The organism is Streptomyces sp. T028, from assembly GCF_048159505.1.
Lineage (GTDB): Bacteria > Actinomycetota > Actinomycetes > Streptomycetales > Streptomycetaceae > Streptomyces.
On record NZ_JBLRVZ010000031.1, the window covers coordinates 24,241 to 43,093 of the forward strand.

The window sequence follows — 18,853 nt, forward strand, 5'->3', positions numbered from 1 at the left end:
GACGGCCCGCCCGGCGAGTGCGCAGGATGATGCACATGTCCCACACGCAGCAGCGACTCGTTCGTCGTCGGCATGTCGACTTTGGTCACGTCGTCAGCGCCGCCTGCTGCGGCGTGTAAGGCACGCGGCTCACACGCTGCGCGTGCCACCCGCTCCTTCTCTCTCATCCCAGGCGATCAGGCGCATCCACCCGTCGCGCCCGACGGCCGCCGTACTTCTGAAGGACGACCGCCATGACCACGGCACTTCCGGCCCAGGCCACTCCATCGGATTCCCCGCTTACCGACCTGCGCCATCTCCGCCTCGTGGGCGACACCGTGCAGAACGGCGACGAGGGAAACGGGTCCGCTCCCCTCGTCGGCTACCTCGTCCTCGTCCCCGAGGGCACCGACCCCGCCCAGCTCTTCGCCAAGGACGTGACACGGCCGGAGATCCGTCCGGTCGCCCATACGGACTTGCCTCCCGTGCACCGGACGGGAGCGGGAGGAGGTGTCATCCACATCGACCCCGCGCGACATGTCGCAGAGTTGGACGGACGCGAACTCGACCTCACCTACCTGGAGTTCGGACTGCTGGCCCACCTCGTACTCCATCCCCACCAGGTGCACTCGCGCGAGCAGTTGATGGCCGGCATCTGGGGCTACGACCACATCGGCGACGGCCGCACCGTGGACGTCCACATCGCGCGCCTGCGCCGCAAGCTCGGCACGGCTCACCGGCAGCAGATCGTCACCGTACGGCGCGTGGGCTACAAGTACGTGCCAGGCCGGCAAGAGAGCCCCGACACCGCACCCTGCCACCGACCTTGAGGAGACCACCACCATGGGCGTTGCCACTGCGCCGTCCGGCCCCACCTCGCCATTGGACCGGACCGGACCCGGCCGAGCGCACTGGCTGCGCGTGGCCCGCGAGACGGCGGACGACCTGGCCACGGACACGGTGGCCAGGGAGCAGGCGGGCAAGGCCCCGTTCGACGAGGTGTCCCGGCTGCGCGAGGCGGGACTGCTGACGCTCCTGATGCCGGCCGAGTCCCAGGGAGGCGGCACGGACTGGCTCACGGCCTACGCCGTCGTCCGGGAGATCGCCGCAGCCGACGGCGCGATCGGTCAACTGCTCAGCTCTCACTACTTCCTGTCGTGGAGCGCCCGGTTCTTCGCCGGGCCCGCTCTCGCCGCGCAGATCGAGGAGCGGTCCGCGGCTGAGGAGTGGTGCTGGGGTGGCGGGCTCGCCCGTCAGGAGCCGCCTCTGATGCTGGCCAGGACCTCCGGCGGCCTGGTGCTCGACGGTCGGCAGAGCTATACCACCGGGGTCCTGGTCGCCGACCGTCTCGCCGTGCGCGCCGTGCGGGAGGACACGGGTGAACCACTCGCCGTCGTGGTGGATCCCGCCCGTCGCGGTGTGGTGATCGACGGCGACGCCGACACCTTCGGCCAGCGGCTCGCGGCCGGCGGCAGCGTGGAGTTCGACGACGTGCCGGTGGGTGCCGACGACGTACTCGGCTCCCTGTCCGCGGACGAGGACTTGCTGTCGCCCCGGGCCGCCCTGGCATCTCCGGTCGGGCGTCTCTTCTCCGCCCAGCTCCTTCTCGGCATGGCCGAGGGAGTTCTCGCCGAAGCCCGTGAGTACAGCAGGACGGGCCACGCACCCTGGCACCCCGTCTGGCCGGCCGGTACCCCGCACGACCCGCAAGTGCAGACCGCCTACGGAGAACTCACCGTCCTCACCCGCGCCGCGACCGCGCTCGCCGATCAAGCAGTGGAAGCCGTGCACGGCGGGCTGACACGAGGCGAAGACCTCACCTACGACGAGTACGCGGAGATCTCCGTCCTCGTGGCCATGGCCGAAGCCGCCGCCTCCAGGGCTGCGCAGGAGTCCACCGCCCGCGCCCTCGACATCATCGGCGCCCGCTCCGCGTCCTCACGGCTGGGCTTCGACCGCTTCTGGCGCAATGCCCGCACCCACACCTTGTACGAGCCCGTCGCTCACCGGCTCCGTGATGTCGGGGACTATTTCCTCAATGGTGCGCACCCTCCGTTCGTCCTGCCTGTCTGACCTTGCGATGCCGCTCGGCCTTTCCCTGGCGAACTCGGCGTGACCGTTTTTTGTTCGACAACCGCATCACCCAGCACTAAGCCCCCGACGACTACGGCGACCTGCCGCGCCTGCTGCACCGGGTGACCGTCGCGGGCGATGTCCCCGCCGGGATCGACGGCCCCCTCAGCCACGTCATCGAGGGCGACGACGCCGCCCACTACACGCCCGCCGCAGCCTGAGCCCCACGGTCGCGGGGGCGGGGGGCCCCCCCCCCCCCCCCCGGCGACCGCGCGCAACGGACACCGGCCGAAGCCGTACGGGATAATGCACACATGCGGATCTCAGCCAGAGCGGACTACGCGGTACGTGCCGCGCTGCAGCTCGCCGCGTCACGGGATGACGCCCCACTGAAAGCCGAGGCCATCGCCGACGCCCAGGACATCCCGCACAAGTTCCTCGAGAGCATCCTCAACGACATGCGCCGGGGCAGCCTCGTACTCAGCCGGCGCGGGGGCAACGGCGGCTACCGGCTGGCCAAGCCCGCCGAGTCCATCAGCATCGCCGACGTCATCCGCACCGTGGACGGACCACTGGTCTCGGTACGCGGAGTCCGCCCCCCTGAGCTGTCCTACACCGGCCCCGCCGAGTCGCTGCTCCCCCTGTGGATCGCATTGCGGTCCAACGTGCGCGAGATCCTCGAAGGCGTGTCGCTCGCCGACGTCGCATCGGCCCAACTTCCCACCGACGTTTCCGCGTTGACCAACGCCCCGAGCGCCTGGGTAAACCCCTGACACGCTGGACAACTCACCGCCTATCTCAAAAAGCGAGATAGACGCGTCCACCATGCGAACTACCCCTTGGGGTAGACGCCACCTTCTGCCACGATCCCTAGCAACCAGGTAGGAAAACTAGGGATCTATGGGGGTGGCCATGAGAACGCTCGACCGCACAGGCCGGATGCTGCCCCTTCTGACCTCGCGCCGTCACATCGACCTCGGCCGTACGTCCAGTGCCATCTGTCGGCCCCTCTGACGCCACAGAACCTGACTCTCTCCGAACCGCGCCGCCTCCCCGCCGCCCCGCCTCTGTCGGCGGATCGGACATCCCTCGGCTGACTACGCCCCACGTTCCACTTCTCAGCTCGCGACAGCGAGCCTGCCGCCCAAGGCCGAGGAGTGGGGTGTTGGTGCGTGCCAAGACGCAGTACGCCTCGCATTTCCGCACCTCCCTGATCGCCCATCCCCTGAGAGGACACCTCCGTGTCTGCCGCAAGACCGCTCACCACCCTGCGCACCCTCGCCGTCATAGCCGCGCTTCCCCTCCTGCTCACCGCGTGCGGCTACGGTTCCGAGTCCACCGACGACGGCAAGCAGACCGAGGTCGCGGCGGGCGCCAAGAAGCTCTCCGTCGACGAAGTGAAGATCGGTTACTTCCCCAACCTCACGCACGCCACCGCTCTGGTGGGCGTCCAGGAGGGCCTGCTCCAGAAGGAGCTCGGCGGCACCACGATCAAGGCGTCCACCTTCAACGCCGGCCCCTCCGAGATCGAGGCGCTGAACGCCGGCTCCATCGACATCGGCTGGATCGGCCCCTCCCCCGCCATCAACGGCTACACCAAGTCGAACGGCAAGAACCTGCGCATCATCAGCGGGTCCGCCTCCGGCGGCGTGAAGCTCGTCGTCAACCCGGACAAGATCAAGACCCTGGACGACCTCAAGGGCAAGAAGATCGCCACGCCGCAGCTCGGCAACACCCAGGACGTCGCGTTCCTCAACTGGATCGCCGAGAAGGGCTGGAAGGTCGACGCGGAGAGCGGCAAGGGCGACGTCTCGGTGGTCCGCACCGACAACAAGATCACCCCGGACGCCTACAAGTCCGGTTCCATCGACGGCGCCTGGGTGCCGGAGCCGACCGCGTCCAAGCTGGTCGCCGAGGGCGCGGAGGTCCTCCTCGACGAGGCCGACCTGTGGCCCGACAAGAAGTTCGTGATCACGAACATCATCGTGTCGCAGAAGTTCCTCAAGGAGCACCCGGACGTCGTCGAGGCCGTGCTCCGTGGCTCGGTGAAGACCAATGAATGGATCAACGCCAACCCGGAGAAGGCGAAGACCTCCGCCAACGCGGCGCTGAAGGAGCTGTCGGGCAAGGCGCTGCCCGCCGAGGTCATCGACCCGGCCTGGAAGTCCATCACCTTCCTCGACGACCCGCTGGCCTCCACCCTCAACACCGAAGCGGAGCACGCCGTCAAGGCCGGCCTCCTGGAGAAGCCCGATCTGAAGGGCATCTACGACCTCGCACCGCTCAACAAGGTCCTCAAGGCCGAGGGCGAGGACGAGGTCGACGACGCCGGTCTCGGCGCCGAGTAGCCGAGTAGCCGAGTAGCCGACAACCGGATCCGATGAGTTCCCAGGAGGTGACGACCATGGCCACCACGGTCGCCAACGCTGCCGAGGCCGCCACGGCAGTGACGCACGCCGCCCGTATCGAGCACGTCTCGAAGTCCTTCCCCGCGCCGGGCGCGCCCGGCGGACAGCAGCTCGTGCTGGACGACATCACCCTCGATGTCGCACCGGGTGAGTTCGTCACCCTCCTGGGAGCCTCCGGCTGCGGCAAGTCCACCCTGCTCAACCTGGTCGCGGGACTGGACCTGCCGACCGCAGGCTCGATCGCCACGGACGGCCGGCCCGCCCTGATGTTCCAGGAACACGCCCTGTTCCCATGGCTGACCGCGGGCAAGAACATCGAACTCGCGCTGAAGCTGCGCGGGGTCGCCAAGCCCGAGCGCCGGCAGGAGGCGGAACGGCTGCTGGAACTCGTACGGCTGCGGGGCGCGCACGGCAAGCGGGTGCACGAACTGTCGGGCGGTATGCGCCAGCGCGTCGCGCTGGCCCGGGCGCTGGCCCAGGACAGCCGGCTGCTGCTGATGGACGAGCCGTTCGCCGCACTGGACGCGATCACCCGTGACGTACTGCACGACGAGCTGACCCGTATCTGGGGTGAGACGGGAGTGTCGGTGCTGTTCGTGACACACAACGTGCGGGAGGCGGTGAAGCTGGCGCAGCGCGTGGTGCTGTTGTCCTCGCGGCCGGGGCGGATCGCCCGGGAGTGGACCGTCGGCATCCCGCAGCCGCGCCGCATCGAGGACAGCGCGGTCGCCGAACTGTCCGTCGAGATCACCGAAGAACTGCGTAGGGAGATCCGCCGCCATGGCCAGCACTGACACCGGCGCCGACGCCAAGAAGGCCGGCTCGTCCGCAGCCGGGGAGCCCCAGGACACGCAAGATCTGGCGGGGCTGGAGGCCGGGCTCGACGCACTGGACTCGGTGCGGGCCGGCCGTACACCGCTGCGCGAGACCCTGATCCGCAAGGTCCTGCCGCCCATCACCGCCGTCGCGCTGGTGCTGGTGGTCTGGCAGCTGCTGGTGTGGGGCGACGTCGCCCCCGACTACAAGCTGCCCTCACCCTCCGCGGTGTGGGCCGAGGTGACCGACGCCTGGCGGCAGGGCACGCTGCTCGACTACATCTGGACATCCGTCTCGCGCGGCCTGCTCGGCTTCGTGATGGCACTCGCCATCGGTACGCCGCTCGGCCTGCTGGTCGCCCGGGTGAAATTCGTCAGGGCGGCCGTCGGCCCCATCCTGTCCGGTCTGCAGTCGCTGCCATCCGTGGCCTGGGTGCCGCCCGCCGTGCTCTGGCTGGGCCTGAACAACTCGATGATGTACGCCGTGATCCTGCTCGGCGCGGTCCCCTCCATCGCCAACGGCCTCGTTGCGGGCATCGACCAGATTCCCCCGCTGTTCCTGCGCGCCGGACGGACACTGGGCGCGACCGGCCTGCGCGGCGCCTGGCACATCGTGATGCCGGGCGCGCTCCCCGGCTATCTCGCCGGACTGAAGCAGGGCTGGGCATTCTCCTGGCGATCACTGATGGCCGCCGAGATCATCGCCTCCTCGCCCGATCTGGGCGTCGGCCTCGGCCAGTTGCTGGAGAACGGGCGCAACAACGCCAGCATCTCGCAGGTGTTCCTGGCCATCTTCCTGATCCTGCTCGTCGGTATCGCGATCGATCTGCTGATCTTCAGCCCGCTGGAGCGGCGGGTGCTGCGCGGCCGGGGCCTGCTGGTCACCCGCTGAACGAACGGATCTCCATCGGCACGGGATGCGCGCCCGATCCCGCCGCACGACGACACATCCGGCGCATGGCACCGGCTCCGCAAAAGGCGGCGTGATCGCTGCCGGCCCGGAGCCGGTGGCTTCGGCGCGGGCCGTGGTGCTGGTACCGGGGACGAACACCAACGGCGCCGTCCATCGGCACATCGCAGCGGCGCCGACTGCACGCCGGCCCACGGGGGTGCTCGATGTGCCCGGGCAGCCCGGCCTGAGCGCGGAGGCCCGGCCGCGCCGAGGACGGTCGGTCTGGTACGGGCGGTGGCTGACCGAGGTGCTGGAGCAGGCCGCGCCGGGCCCGGCTCTGGTCGTGGGGCACTCGCTGGGCGGGGCCATCGTGCCGGCCTCCGGCTCTCCGCGGATCGCCGTCCTGCTGGCCAGCGCCGGTCCGGTGCGGCTCCTGGTCCCTCCGGCCGTGGTGGCTGCCACCGTGCCGTGGCTTGCTCGTCCGACGGTGCCGCGGGCCCCCCGGGTGCTGGGTCACATGGTGGCGCCCGGCGGGCGGGTGCCGGAGGAGCTCGCGGAGTGGATGGCCCTGGTCGCGCGTCTTCCTGCCGCCCCGGCGCGTAGGGCCGGCTGCGCAGCGGCAGCTGGGCACCGGGCTGCACGTCCTGGACGGCTCGGGGCATTTGCTGCTGGACGAGGCGCCCGACGACGTCGTCACGCTGGTTGAGCGGACCGTCGGCGCGCTCCCGGGGGATGCCGCATAGGTTGCGTATGTTTCCGTCCGATGACCTGGCGCGCGGGGCGGGAGTCGTACGACGCTGGGCCCAGGGACGTACAGGGAAGACGAGGAGCCGATCGTGCGCGCACGTGACCTGGCGGTGGAATACGAGTCGGTGAGCGTCGACAGCGACGCCCTGGGCGCGGCCCGGCTGATGGCCGAGCACAAGCTGCCCGGGCTGCTCGTGCTGGACGAGCGGGGCGAGCCCAAGGCGATCCTGCCGGCCTCCCAGATGATCAAGGTGCTGGTCCCGGCCTACGTGATCGAGGACCCCACGCTCGCCGCGGTGGTCGACGAGCAGCACGCCGACCGGCTTTGCCAGGCGCTGGCCGGCCGCCGCGTCGGCGACTGCCTCTCCAAGACCGCGGTCGCGCCGCCGATCGCGGACCCGGACGACACGGCACTGGAGGTCGCCGCGCTGATGGCGCGGGTGCGCAGCCCGTTGGTGGCGGTCGCCAAGAAGGACAAGGCCGGCACGCATCTGCTCGGGGTCATCACCGCCTCGCACCTGCTGCATGAACTCCTGGGGAAGACCGGCATGTCGAGCAGCACGCCGGGCTCCTGACCCGCCGGGTCAGCGGTCCGGCACCGGACCCGCCGTGCCCAGTGCCGCACCGACGTGGTCGGCCAGGCTGACGGCGCCCCCTCCTGGCCGGCCGACGACGGCTCAGGCGAGCACGAAGTACCGCAGCCACAAGTACAGCGCGCTGATGGCCACGGTGGCGAGAGTGACGACGAGCCCGTACTTGGTGAACTGCCAGAAGGAGATGGGCTGTCGGTTGCGTTCGGCGATGCCGAGGACGACGACGTTGGCGCTGGCGCCGATCGCGGTGGCGTTGCCGCCGAGGTCGGCGCCGAGGGCCAGGGCCCACCACAGGACATGGTGGCCGTCGGCCGGGCCGCCCAGGTCCTTGACCAGGTCGGCGGTGATGGGCGCCATGGTGGCCACGTACGGGATGTTGTCCACGATGCCGGACAGCACCGCCGAGCCGCCCAACAGGGTGAGCGTGGCACCGAGTTCATTGCCGCCGGTGGCATCCGCCAAGGCGCGGGAGAGGTCGCCGATGACGCCGGTCTCGATGAGCGCGCCGACCATGACGAACAGGCCGGCGAAGAAGGCGAGGGTGGGCCACTCCACCTCGCCCAGCACCTGACGGGTCTCGGCCTTGGAGACGCCGATGAGCAGGCCGGCGCCGAGGAGGGCGACCACGCTGGGTTCGTAGTGCAGCACCGGGTGGAGGACGAAGCCGGCGACGACCAGGGCCAGCACCGCCAGGCCCTGCCACAGCAGCCGCGGGTCGCGGATGGCCTCGCGCTCGGTGAGCGTCATGACCTGCGTGGCGCGTTCCTCGTCGTAGACGAACGCCTTGCGGAACATCACCCGGCACAGCACCAGCAGCACCGCCGTCATTACGGCCGCGATCGGGGCGAGGTGGACCAGGAAGTCGTTGAAGGTCAGCCCGGCCCGGCTGGCGATGATGATGTTCGGCGGATCGCCGACCAGGGTCGCCGTGCCACCGATGTTCGACGCGAACACCTCGGCGATCAGGAACGGCGCCGAGGCCAGGCCGAGCCGTTCGCACACCAGCAGGGTCACCGGGGCGATCAGCAGCACCGTGGTGACGTTGTCGAGCAGCGCGGACGCCACCGCAGTGATCAGTATCAGCATCGCCATCACCCGGAACGGTCTGCCCCGGGCCCGCTTGACCGACCAGATCGCCAGGTACTCGAACAGGCCGGTCTGCCGCAGCACGCCGACGATCGCCATCATCCCGAGCAGCAGGAAGACGACGTTCCAGTCGACGCCGGTGTGCTCGGAGTAGAACGCCGCCTTGTCGTCGGTGGCGCTGATGGCGAGCATGGCCCCGGCCCCGCCGAGAGCCGCGGCCGTGCGGTGGACGCGCTCACTGATGATCAGTACGTACGCGCCGACGAACACGGCCACGGCCGCCCAGCTGTGCCAATCACTCATACGGCGGTCTTTCTCTCCGATCCGGCCTGAAGATCCTGTCGGTCCTGCTCGTCGTCGGGGATGCCGACCAGGTCCTCGACGTCGAACATGCGGGCGATGGGTACGTCGGTGCTGGAGTGCGCCACGATCGAGAACGCGATACACACCGCGATCAGCGTGTACGCCTGCTCCGCTTGCGGGATGCCGGACTGCAGCACCAGCAGCCCATAGACCACGGAGGCGAACCCCTTCGGGCCGAACCACGCCGCGGTCAGCTTCTCGCGCCGCTCGAACCGCGTACCGAGCAACGAGATCAGCAGCGACGCCGGGCGGATCAGCACGATCGCCAGCACCACCGCCACATACCCCTGCCACGGCAGGTCGGCGAACAACCGCGGGGTGAGCAGGGCCCCGAACACCAGCAGCGCGGCGAACTTCGCCAACTCGGCCAGCGCCTCGCCCAGCGGCTCGAACGCCTCCTTCGCCTCCGGCGAGATGGCGGCAAGAACCGCGCCGGCGGAGAACGCGGCCAGGTAGGGGTTGGCGTGGGTGAGGTGGCACAGGCCGTACAGGATGATCCCGGTCGCCAGCGGCAGCAGCGGCTGCAGCTTCGGCTCGGCGCCCAGCAGCCGGAACCGTACGAGCCCGTTGACGAACAGCGGCAGCAACACACCGAAGGCCAGTCCCAGGCCCAGCTCCAGTGCGATCGTCCCGAACGACGTCTCGCCCGCGTGGCCGGCGGCCGGACCGGCGGCCGCGATCAACAGCACCACCACCGGCAGGGCGAGCCCGTCGTTGATGCCGCTCTCGACGTTGAGCAGCTCACGCAGCTTGGCCGGGACCTCCTTGCGGCCCACGATCGCCGAGGCGAACACCGGGTCGGTCGGCGCCAGCACCGCCCCCACCAGGAACGACGTCGTCCAGTCCAGACCGACCAGGTAGTGCGTGAGAAGCGCCATGAACGCGAACGCCAGCGGCATGCCCAACCCCAGCGCGCGGGCCGGGTTGCGCCAGTTGGCGCGCAGCTTGGCGAAGGAGACGTGCTGGCCGTCGGTGAACAGCACCGCGAACAGCGCCAGGTCCGCCGTGACCGACACGATCTCGCTGTCCGGCGTGATGTGGATCAGCCCGAGGAAGCCGTCGCTGACCAGCGCGCCGCCCGCGAGGAAGAGCAGGGAGGTGGACAGCACGGTGCGGGCGGCGAGCCCCGACAGGAGCACCGCGACCAGCAATGCCACCCCGAAGACAGCAACGAGTACCACCGGCAACGCCCCCGATCGGAAAAGAGATCACACCTCTGTTCGCCGACCAGGCTTCCCGGCACACCGCTGGGAACCCTACCTGCTCTTGATGCGTCTTTGACAGAACCCTTACGCGCACCGCCGAGGCCGCCAGACTGCCGGGTTCCGGCAATAACCGCGGTTCGAGCAAGGAAGCCGAGCGACCATGGTGGAGAGAGGTGCCCCGCAAGAGCGTGCCCTAGCGGGGCGCGTCCTTCACGGAGATGGGTCTCGACGCCGTCCTCGCGGTGAGCCGTGTGTGCAGGGACCAGCGTCGCCGGGTGCCGCACCGGACTTCGCACGAGGGCGCAGTTGCTTCTGGCCGACCAGGCGGCCGGTGTTGCGGACGAGCACCTCCAGCGGGTGCCACTCGGTCGGTGTCAGCCGTACGTCCTCGCCGCCCCGGTCGACCTTCTTGGCGGCCAGGTCGACGGTGAATCCGTCGGTCTCCACCAGGACGTCGTCGCCGCCCCCGGTGGGCTCCGCCCGGCGGACGGCTGCCCACAGTCGGGCCAGCAGTTCGTCCATGCCGAAAGGCTCGGTGACGTAGTCGTCGGCGCCCGCGTCGAGCGCCTCGACCTTCTAGTCGGAGGTCGAGGATCACCACGTCGGGGTGGCGGGCGGCGGCGAGCCGGAGCGCGGTGGCCCCGTCGAACGCCGCGTCGACCTCGTACGTGCGCTCCTTGAGGTTGATCACAAGGGCGCGCACGATCTGTGGCTCGTCGTCGACAACGAGCACCCGGGTCATGAAACCTGCCTCTCGGTTCGCGCGGGGTCTTCCGGCCGCGTGGTCCCTGCTGACACGGGCTGCGGAAGCTCGGTGCCCGATCCTCCGGCGCGCAGGGTGAGGACCATCGTCAGGCCCCCGCCGGGGGTGTCCTCGGCGGTGAGGGTGCCGCCCATGGCCTCGGCGAAGCCGCGGGCGACCGCGAGGCCGAGGCCGACGCCGTTGCCGCGCGGGGCGTCGCCGTAACGCTGGAAGGGCGCGAAGATGCGGTCCTTTGCCTCGTCGGGGACGCCGGGGCCGCGGTCCACCACGCGGAGTTCCACCCGGTCGGCGATGGCGCTGGCCGCCACCACGACCGGCTCGCCGTCGGGGCTGTACTTGACGGCGTTCTCCACGACGTTGGCGACCAGCCGCTCCAGCAGCCCCTTGTCGGTGGCCACCATGGGCAGGGTCTCGGGGATGTCCAGGACGACGGTCGACTCCGGGTCCGGGACGCCGCCCAGGGCCAGTGGCACGACCTCGTCGAGGTCGATCTCGCGGATGAGCGGCGCGACGGTGCCGGTCTGCAGGCGGGACATGTCGAGGAGGTTGCCGACGAGGTGGTCGAGGCGGTCGGCACCCTCCTCGATCGCGGCCAGGAGTTCCGCCTGGTCCTCCTCGGACCACTCCACGTCGTCCGAACGCAAGCTGGACACTGACGCCTTGATGCCGGCGAGCGGGGTGCGCAGGTCGTGGCTGACAGCGGCCAGCAGGGCGGTGCGGATGCGGTTGCCCTCGGCCAGCTCCCTGGCCCGCTCGGCCTCGGACTTGAGCCGCTGGCGGTCCAGGACGACGGCGGCCTGCGCCGCGAACGCGGCCAGTATGCGCCGGTCCGAGGCCGGCAGCACCCGGCCGGACAGCGCCAGCGCCATGTGATCGCCCACCGGCACGTCCACATCGGCGTCCTCGGGACGCTCCATGACGGGGCTCGCGCCGACGCGGCCCGCGCAGTTCCAGGGCGCCGTGTCGTCCTCCCGCTCCAGCAGGGCCACCGAGTCCATGCCGAAGGTCTCGCGGACCCGTTCCAGCAGCGCCTCGAGGCTCGTCTCGCCGCGCAGCACACTGCCCGCGAGGAAGGAGAGGATCTCCGACTCGGCGCGCAGCCGGGACGCCTGTTCGGTACGGCGGGCCGCAAGGTCCACCACCGACGCCACCGACACGGCCACGCCCACGAAGACCGCGATGGCGACGATGTTCTTCGGGTCGGCGATCGTCAGGGTGTGGTACGGCTCGGTGAAGAACCAGTTGATCAGCAGCGACCCCACCACAGCTGAGGCCAGGGCGGGCAGCAAGCCGCCCAGCAGCGCCGCCGCGACCGTCAGGGTCAGGAACAGCAGCATGTCGTTGGCCAGGCCCATGTCGGGCACGACCCCGCTGAGCAGCAGGGTGAGGAGCACGGGGCCCGCCACACCGGTCAGCCAGCCCCAGATGATCCGTGACCGGCCGAGCCGCGCGCCGCGGGCGACCGGCAACCCGCGCCCCTTGCCCGCCTCGTCATGGGTGATCAGGTGGACGTCGAGGTCGGGACCGGAGTCCCGGGCGACCGTGGCGCCGACGCCGGGGCCGAACACGTACTGCCAGCTCTTACGACGGGAGACGCCCAGCACGATCTGGGTGGCGTTCACACCGCGCGCGAAGTCCAGCAGCGCCACCGGGACGTCGTCGCCGACCACGTGGTGGAAGGTGCCGCCCAGGTCCTCCACCAGCGTGCGTTGGACGGCCAGTTCCTTGGGCGAGGCCGAGCTCAGCCCGTCGCTGCGGGCGATGTAGACGGCCAGCACCTCACCGCCGGCGCCCTTCTCCGCCAGGCGCGCGGCGCGGCGGATCAGTGTCCGGCCCTCCGGACCGCCGGTCAGCCCGACCACGATCCGCTCCCGCGAGCCCCATATCGTCGACACCTGGTGATCGCTGCGGTACTGCTGCAGATACTCATCGACCCGGTCGGCCACCCACAGCAGCGCCAGCTCCCGCAGCGCGGTCAGATTGCCGGGCCGGAAGTAGTTGGACAGGGCCGCGTCCACCTTCTCCGGCTTGTAGACGTTGCCGTGAGCCATCCGCCGCCGCAGCGCCTGCGGCGACATGTCCACCAGCTCTATCTGGTCGGCCCGCCGCACCACCTCGTCGGGCACGGTCTCCTGCTGACGGATGCCGGTGATGGACTCCACGACGTCGCCCAGCGACTCCAGGTGCTGGATGTTGACCGTCGAGACCACGTCGATGCCGGCCGCCAGCAGCTCCTCCACGTCCTGCCAGCGCTTGGTGTTGCGGGAGCCGGGGATGTTGGTGTGTGCGAGTTCGTCCACCAGCGCCACCCGGGGGCGGCGTGCGAGGACGGCGTCGACGTCCATCTCGGTGAAAACGGTGTCGCGGTAGTCGATCTCGCGGCGCGGTATCTGCTCCAGTCCGTGAAGCATCACCTCGGTACGAGGCCGGTGGTGGTGCTCCACGAACGCGACCACGCAGTCGGTGCCCCGCTCGATCCGCCGGTGCGCCTCGGAGAGCATCGCGTACGTCTTGCCGACGCCCGGTGCAGCGCCGAGGTAGATCCGAAGCTTGCCGCGTGCCATGTCCGTCGTCTCTGTCGTCGCTGTCGTCGCTGTCGTCTCAGTCGTCGCTGTCGTCGCTGTCGCTTCGTCATGCTTCGAAGCGGTAGCCCATACCCGGTTCGGTGATCAGATAGCGGGGGTGGGCCGGGTCCGCTTCAAGTTTGCGGCGGAGCTGCGCCATGTAAACCCGCAGGTAGTTGGTCTTGCTGCTCTGGGACGCGCCCCAGACCTCCTGGAGCAGGTGTTTCTGCGTGATGAGCCGGCCGGGGTTGGTGACCAGGATCTCCAGCAGATGCCATTCGGTGGGGGTGAGCCGGATGTCCCGGCCGCCCCGGGTCGCCTTCTTCCCCAGAAGGTCGATGGTGAACGCGTCGGTCTCGACCAGTGTCGTCTCGGCAGCCAGTGGCACGTCCTCGGTCCGGCGGACCGCGGCGCGCAGCCGGGCCAGCAGCTCGTCCATGCTGAACGGCTTGGTGATGTAGTCGTCCGCACCCGCGTCCAGTGCCGCGACCTTCTCGTCCGACGCTCGGCGCGCGGACAGCACCAGGATGGGCACGCGGGTCCAGCCGCGCAGGGCCTTGATGACGTCGACGCCGTCCATGTCGGGCAGGCCGAGGTCCAGTATCACCACGTCCGGCTGGCGGGCGGCGGCCAGCCGGAGTGCGGTGGCGCCGTCGGGCGCCGCGTCCACTCCGTACTGCCGGGCCTGCATATTGATCACAAGGGCCCGTACGAGCTGTGGATCGTCCTCCACCACCAGCACCCGGGTCATCGGCGTGCGGCCTTCCTGTCGTGGGGTGGGCTCACTGCTGTCGGTACGGCGGCGGGAGCCGACGGGCCCGGCGTTCCCGGTCCGCCGGCCCCCGGCCGTCGGTGTCCATAAGCCCATTACTTCTCGAAGCCATTACTTCTCGGCGAGTTCCTTGAGCGCGATGTTCAGCTCCAGAACGTTGACGTGCGGCTCGCCCATGAAGCCGAGCGAACGCCCGTCGGTGTGGTCGTCGACCAGCTTCTGGACCCGCGCCTCGGTCAGGCCGTTCGCGTCGGCGACCCGCTTGACCTGGATGTCCGCGTACTCGGGCGAGATGTCCGGGTCGATCGCGGAAGCCGAGCCGGTGACCGCGTCCTTGGGCACGTCGGACTCGGGTACGCCGTTGAACTCGGCGACCTGCTTCTTGGCCGCCTTGACGTTCTTCACGAGCGTCGGGTCGCCTGCTCCCAGCTGACTGGATCCGGTGGTCAGCGGGTCGTAGCCGCTGTTGGACGGGCGGGGTTGGAACCACTTGGGGTCCGGCTTGTCGGTGCCCTTGATGTTCCAGCTCTGGCCGATCAGCTTCGAGCCCACCTCCTGGCCGTCCACCTTGACCATCGAGCCGTTGGCCTTGTCGTGGAACAGGGCCTGGCCGATACCGGTGACGGCGAGGGGGTAGACGATGCCGGTCACGACGGTGAGGACCAGCAGCATGCGCAGCGCGGCCCAGACCATGCGCGCGGAGTTCGCGAGAGAGGTGTTCATGTCCTTCACCACGCTTTCAAAAAATTACAGCCCGGGGATGAGCGAGATGAGCAGGTCGATGATCTTGATGCCGATGAAGGGCGCGATCAGGCCGCCCAGACCGTAGACGGTGAGGTTGCGCCGGAGCATCTTGTCGGCGCTGACCGGCCGGTACTGCACGCCTTTCAGGGACAGCGGCACCAGCGCGATGATGATCAACGCGTTGAAGATCACGGCGGACAGGATCGCGGAGTCGGGCGAGGCCAGGCCCATGATGTTGAGCTTGTCCAGGCCCGGGTACACGGCCGCGAACAGCGCCGGGATGATCGCGAAGTACTTCGCCACGTCGTTGGCGATGGAGAACGTCGTGAGCGCGCCCCGGGTGATGAGGAGCTGCTTGCCGATCTCGACGATCTCGATGAGCTTGGTCGGGTTGGAGTCGAGGTCGACCATGTTGCCGGCCTCCTTGGCGGCCGACGTACCCGTGTTCATCGCCACGCCGACGTCCGCCTGCGCCAGGGCGGGCGCGTCGTTGGTGCCGTCACCGGTCATCGCGACGAGCTTGCCGCCCGCCTGCTCCCGCTTGATCAGCGCCATCTTGTCCTCGGGAGTGGCCTCGGCGAGGAAGTCGTCGACGCCCGCCTCCTCGGCGATCGCCTTGGCGGTCAGCGGGTTGTCGCCCGTGATCATGACGGTCTTGATGCCCATGCGGCGCAGTTCCTCGAACCGCTCCCGCATGCCGTCCTTGACGACGTCCTTGAGGTGGATGACGCCCAGCACCCGCGCGCCCTTGTCGTCCTGGACCGCGACCAGCAGCGGGGTGCCGCCCGCCTCGGAGATCCGGCCCGCGATGGTGTCGGCGTCGTCGGAAACCGCGCCGCCCTGCTCTTTCACCCAGGCGACGACGGAGGCCGTGGCTCCCTTGCGGACCTTGCGGCCGTCGACGTCCACGCCCGACATACGGGTCTGGGCGGTGAACCCGATCCACTCGGCGTGCGCCAGCTCGCCCTGGTGGCGCTCGCGCAGCCCGTACTTCTCCTTCGCCAGGACGACGACGGAGCGGCCCTCGGGCGTCTCGTCCGCCAGCGAGGAGAGCTGGGCGGCGTCGGCGACCTCGGCCTCCGTGGTGCCGCGCACCGGCGCGAACTCGGCGGCCTGACGGTTGCCGAGCGTGATGGTGCCGGTCTTGTCGAGCAGCAGGGTGGAGACGTCACCCGCGGCCTCGACCGCACGGCCCGACATCGCCAGGACGTTGCGCTGGACCAGCCGGTCCATGCCCGCGATGCCGATCGCCGACAGCAGGGCGCCGATCGTCGTCGGGATGAGGCAGACCAGCAGCGCCACCAGCACGACCATCGACAGGTGCGAGCCCGCGTAGTCCGCGAACGGCGGCAGCGTGGCGACCGCCAGCAGGAAGACGATCGTCAGCGACGCCAGCAGGATGTTCAGCGCGATCTCGTTCGGCGTCTTCTGCCGGGCCGCGCCCTCGACCAGGTTGATCATCCGGTCGATGAAGGTCTCGCCGGGCTTCGTCGTGATCTTGATGACGATGCGGTCGGACAGCACCTTCGTACCGCCGGTGACGGCCGAGCGGTCGCCGCCGGACTCACGGATGACGGGGGCCGACTCACCGGTGATCGCCGACTCGTCCACGGACGCGACGCCCTCGACGACGTCACCGTCGCCGGGGATGATGTCGCCCGCCTCGCAGACCACCAGGTCACCGATCTTCAGCTCGGTGCCGGGCACCTGCTCCTCGGAGCCGTCCGCCCGCAGCCGGCGCGCGACCGTGTCGGTCTTGGCCTTGCGCAGCGTGTCGGCCTGCGCCTTGCCGCGGCCCTCGGCGACCGCCTCCGCCAGGTTGGCGAAGACCACGGTCAGCCACAGCCAGGCGCTGATCGTCCAGCCGAACCAGTCGCCCGGGTCCTTGAAGGAGAAGATCGTCGTCAGCACGGAGCCGACGAGGACGACGAACATCACGGGCGACTTGACCATCACCCGCGGGTCGAGCTTGCGGAAGGCGTCCGGCAGCGACTTGAGAAGCTGCTTGGGGTCGAACAGCCCGCCGCCGACCCGCCCGTCGGGCTTGTGCCCGGTGGGCGCGTCCTGGTGGGGCGCAAGGGTGGGAGTGGACATGGAGTCCTGCTTCTTCGCGTCGGTCTTCTGAGCGTCGGTCTTCTGAGCGTCGGTCTTCTGAGCGTTGGTCGTCATCACGCCAACCCCTCGGCCAGCGGGCCCAGCGCGAGCGCGGGGAAGAACGTCAGACCGGTGATGATCAGGATGGCGCCCACCAACAGGCCGGTGAACAGCGGCTTCTCGGTGCGCAGGGTGCCCGCGGTGGCCGGGACCGGCTTCTGCTCGGCGAGCGAGCCGGCCAACGCCAGCACGAACACCATCGGCAGGAAGCGGCCCAGCAGCATGGCGAGGCCCAGCATCGTGTTGTGGTACTCGGTGTTGGCCGCGAAGCCCGCGAACGCGGAACCGTTGTTGTTGCCGGCCGAGGTGTAGGCGTACAGGACTTCGGAGAAGCCATGCGCCCCGATGTTGGTCATGGACGACTCGCCCTTGCCCAGCGCCATCGCCAGTGCGGTGCCGATCAGCACCAGGGTCGGCGTGATGAGGATGTAGCAGGCGGCCAGCTTGATCTCGCGGGTGCCGATCTTCTTGCCCAGGTACTCGGGCGTACGGCCGACCATCAGTCCCGCGATGAACACGGCGATGATCGCCATGATCAGCATGCCGTAGAGGCCGGAGCCGACACCGCCGGGCGCGATCTCGCCGAGCATCATGCCGAGCAGCAGCACGCCGCCGGACAACCCGCTGAAGGAGTCGTGGAAGGAGTTGACCGAGCCGGTCGAGGTCATCGTCGTGGAGACCGCGAACAGCGACGACGGTCCTTCTCCGAAGCGCTGCTCCTTACCCTCCATCGCGCCGCCCGCGAGCTGCGAGGCGGTGCCCGGATGGGCGTACTCGATCCAGGTCACCGCGACCACACCGAGGAACCAGATGGTCCCCATGGCGGCGACGACGGCGTAGCCCTGCTTGACGTTGCCGACCATCTTGCCGAAGGTGCGCGGCAGCGAGAACGGGATCACCAGCAGCAGGAAGATCTCCAGCAGGTTGGTGAAGCCGTTGGGGTTCTCGAACGGGTGGGCGGAGTTGGCGTTGAAGAAGCCACCGCCGTTGGTGCCGACGTCCTTGATGGCTTCCTGGGAGGCGACCGCGCCGGGGCTGATGGCCTGTTTGTCACCGGTGAGGGTGGTGATCGTGTGGATGTCGCCGAAGTTCTGGACGGCTCCGGCAGCGATCAGGATCACGGCCGCGACCACGGAGAGCGGAAGCAGGATGCGGACCGTGCCGCGGACCAGGTCCGCCCAGAAGTTGCCCAGATCGCCGGTGCGGGACCGGGCGAACCCGCGCACGAGCGCCACCGCGACGGCGATGCCGACCGCGGCGGACACGAAGTTCTGCACGGCCAGGCCCATCGTCTGGGTGACGTGGCTCATGGCCACCTCGCCCGAGTACGACTGCCAGTTCGTGTTCGACACGAACGAGGCGGCCGTGTTGAACGCCTGGTCGGGGGTGATCGGCTTGAACCCGAGCGACAGCGGCAGCTTGTCCTGCACCCGCTGCAGCAGATAGAGGAACAGCACGCCCACCGCTGAGAAGGCCAGCACGCCGCGGAGGTAGGCGGGCCAGCGCATCTCGGCGTCGGGGTCGGCACCCACCGACCGGTAGATCCACTTCTCGACCCGGAGGTGCTTCCGGGACTGGAAGACGGCGGCCATGTAGTCGCCGAGCGGGCGGTGCACCAGGGCGAGCGCGCCGATCAGCGCGGTCACCAGGAGCACGTCGGCAAGGACGGGACTCATCTCGCCCGCTGCGGTGGCA

Annotated in this window: 16 protein-coding genes and 2 pseudogenes; 10 read left to right on the forward strand and 8 right to left on the reverse strand. The window is 69.6% G+C overall.

The window, feature by feature from the left end; all coding sequences use genetic code 11:
• Window positions 1-233: 233 nt before the first annotated feature.
• From ACLZN2_RS28900 to ACLZN2_RS28945, 10 genes and pseudogenes are all read left to right on the forward strand, one after another.
• Entirely contained in the window at window positions 234-809 is a 576-nt protein-coding gene (locus ACLZN2_RS28900; protein WP_416982207.1) for a winged helix-turn-helix domain-containing protein, read from the forward strand.
• Window positions 810-822: 13 nt separating this feature from the next.
• Window positions 823-2,052: an acyl-CoA dehydrogenase family protein gene (locus ACLZN2_RS28905; protein ID WP_416982208.1), complete on the forward strand. Its 1,230-nt coding sequence runs from the start codon at window positions 823-825 to the stop codon at window positions 2,050-2,052.
• Window positions 2,053-2,102: 50 nt separating this feature from the next.
• Window positions 2,103-2,273 (forward strand): annotated as a pseudogene (locus tag ACLZN2_RS28910) (TauD/TfdA family dioxygenase); the annotation flags it as partial.
• Window positions 2,274-2,366: 93 nt separating this feature from the next.
• Window positions 2,367-2,825 carry an RrF2 family transcriptional regulator gene (locus ACLZN2_RS28915; RefSeq protein WP_416982209.1) on the forward strand — a complete coding sequence of 153 codons (459 nt, stop codon included), beginning with the start codon at window positions 2,367-2,369 and terminating at the stop codon, window positions 2,823-2,825.
• A 166-nt stretch (window positions 2,826-2,991) separates the two neighbouring features.
• Window positions 2,992-3,066: a putative leader peptide gene (locus ACLZN2_RS28920; protein ID WP_372337706.1), complete on the forward strand. Its 75-nt coding sequence runs from the start codon at window positions 2,992-2,994 to the stop codon at window positions 3,064-3,066.
• A 227-nt stretch (window positions 3,067-3,293) separates the two neighbouring features.
• A complete protein-coding gene (locus ACLZN2_RS28925; protein WP_416982210.1) occupies window positions 3,294-4,400 on the forward strand; it encodes an ABC transporter substrate-binding protein in 1,107 nt (368 codons plus the stop codon).
• 56 nt (window positions 4,401-4,456) lie between these two features.
• Window positions 4,457-5,254 (forward strand): ABC transporter ATP-binding protein, encoded by a 798-nt coding sequence (locus ACLZN2_RS28930; protein WP_416982211.1) that lies wholly within the window; start codon window positions 4,457-4,459, stop codon window positions 5,252-5,254.
• Window positions 5,241-6,167 carry an ABC transporter permease gene (locus ACLZN2_RS28935; RefSeq protein ID WP_416982212.1) on the forward strand — a complete coding sequence of 309 codons (927 nt, stop codon included), beginning with the start codon at window positions 5,241-5,243 and terminating at the stop codon, window positions 6,165-6,167. Before ACLZN2_RS28930 ends, ACLZN2_RS28935 begins: the two co-directional genes overlap by 14 nt.
• 25 nt (window positions 6,168-6,192) lie before the next feature.
• Window positions 6,193-6,873 carry an alpha/beta fold hydrolase gene (locus tag ACLZN2_RS28940; RefSeq protein WP_416982213.1) on the forward strand — a complete coding sequence of 227 codons (681 nt, stop codon included), beginning with the start codon at window positions 6,193-6,195 and terminating at the stop codon, window positions 6,871-6,873.
• Window positions 6,874-7,003: 130 nt separating this feature from the next.
• Window positions 7,004-7,489, forward strand: a complete 486-nt coding sequence (locus ACLZN2_RS28945; protein ID WP_416982214.1) for a CBS domain-containing protein — start codon at window positions 7,004-7,006, stop codon at window positions 7,487-7,489.
• A 102-nt stretch (window positions 7,490-7,591) separates the two neighbouring features.
• On the opposite strand, the gene ACLZN2_RS28950 is transcribed toward ACLZN2_RS28945, so the two are convergent.
• The 8 genes and pseudogenes from ACLZN2_RS28950 to kdpA form a co-directional block, all read right to left on the reverse strand.
• Window positions 7,592-8,896 (reverse strand): ArsB/NhaD family transporter, encoded by a 1,305-nt coding sequence (locus tag ACLZN2_RS28950; RefSeq protein WP_416982215.1) that lies wholly within the window; start codon window positions 8,894-8,896, stop codon window positions 7,592-7,594.
• Window positions 8,893-10,137 (reverse strand): cation:proton antiporter, encoded by a 1,245-nt coding sequence (locus ACLZN2_RS28955; protein ID WP_416982423.1) that lies wholly within the window; start codon window positions 10,135-10,137, stop codon window positions 8,893-8,895. The genes ACLZN2_RS28950 and ACLZN2_RS28955 overlap by 4 nt, the downstream gene beginning before the upstream one ends.
• A gap of 327 nt (window positions 10,138-10,464) precedes the next feature.
• Window positions 10,465-10,903, reverse strand: a pseudogene (locus ACLZN2_RS28960) (response regulator transcription factor); the annotation flags it as partial.
• Window positions 10,900-13,488, reverse strand: coding sequence for a DUF4118 domain-containing protein (locus ACLZN2_RS28965; protein ID WP_416982216.1), 2,589 nt, complete (start codon window positions 13,486-13,488; stop codon window positions 10,900-10,902). The pseudogene ACLZN2_RS28960 and the gene ACLZN2_RS28965, both read right to left, overlap by 4 nt.
• A gap of 67 nt (window positions 13,489-13,555) precedes the next feature.
• Window positions 13,556-14,239: a response regulator gene (locus ACLZN2_RS28970; protein ID WP_416982218.1), complete on the reverse strand. Its 684-nt coding sequence runs from the start codon at window positions 14,237-14,239 to the stop codon at window positions 13,556-13,558.
• 132 nt (window positions 14,240-14,371) lie between these two features.
• A complete protein-coding gene (kdpC, locus tag ACLZN2_RS28975) occupies window positions 14,372-14,983 on the reverse strand; it encodes a potassium-transporting ATPase subunit KdpC (RefSeq protein WP_416982219.1) in 612 nt (203 codons plus the stop codon).
• Between the two features lie 24 nt (window positions 14,984-15,007).
• The gene (gene kdpB, locus ACLZN2_RS28980) at window positions 15,008-17,098 is read right to left on the reverse strand and encodes a potassium-transporting ATPase subunit KdpB (protein ID WP_416982424.1); all 2,091 of its coding nucleotides are present in this window, start codon (window positions 17,096-17,098) and stop codon (window positions 15,008-15,010) included.
• Window positions 17,099-17,172: 74 nt separating this feature from the next.
• Window positions 17,173-18,834 carry a potassium-transporting ATPase subunit KdpA gene (kdpA, locus tag ACLZN2_RS28985; protein ID WP_416982425.1) on the reverse strand — a complete coding sequence of 554 codons (1,662 nt, stop codon included), beginning with the start codon at window positions 18,832-18,834 and terminating at the stop codon, window positions 17,173-17,175.
• Window positions 18,835-18,853: the final 19 nt, after the last annotated feature.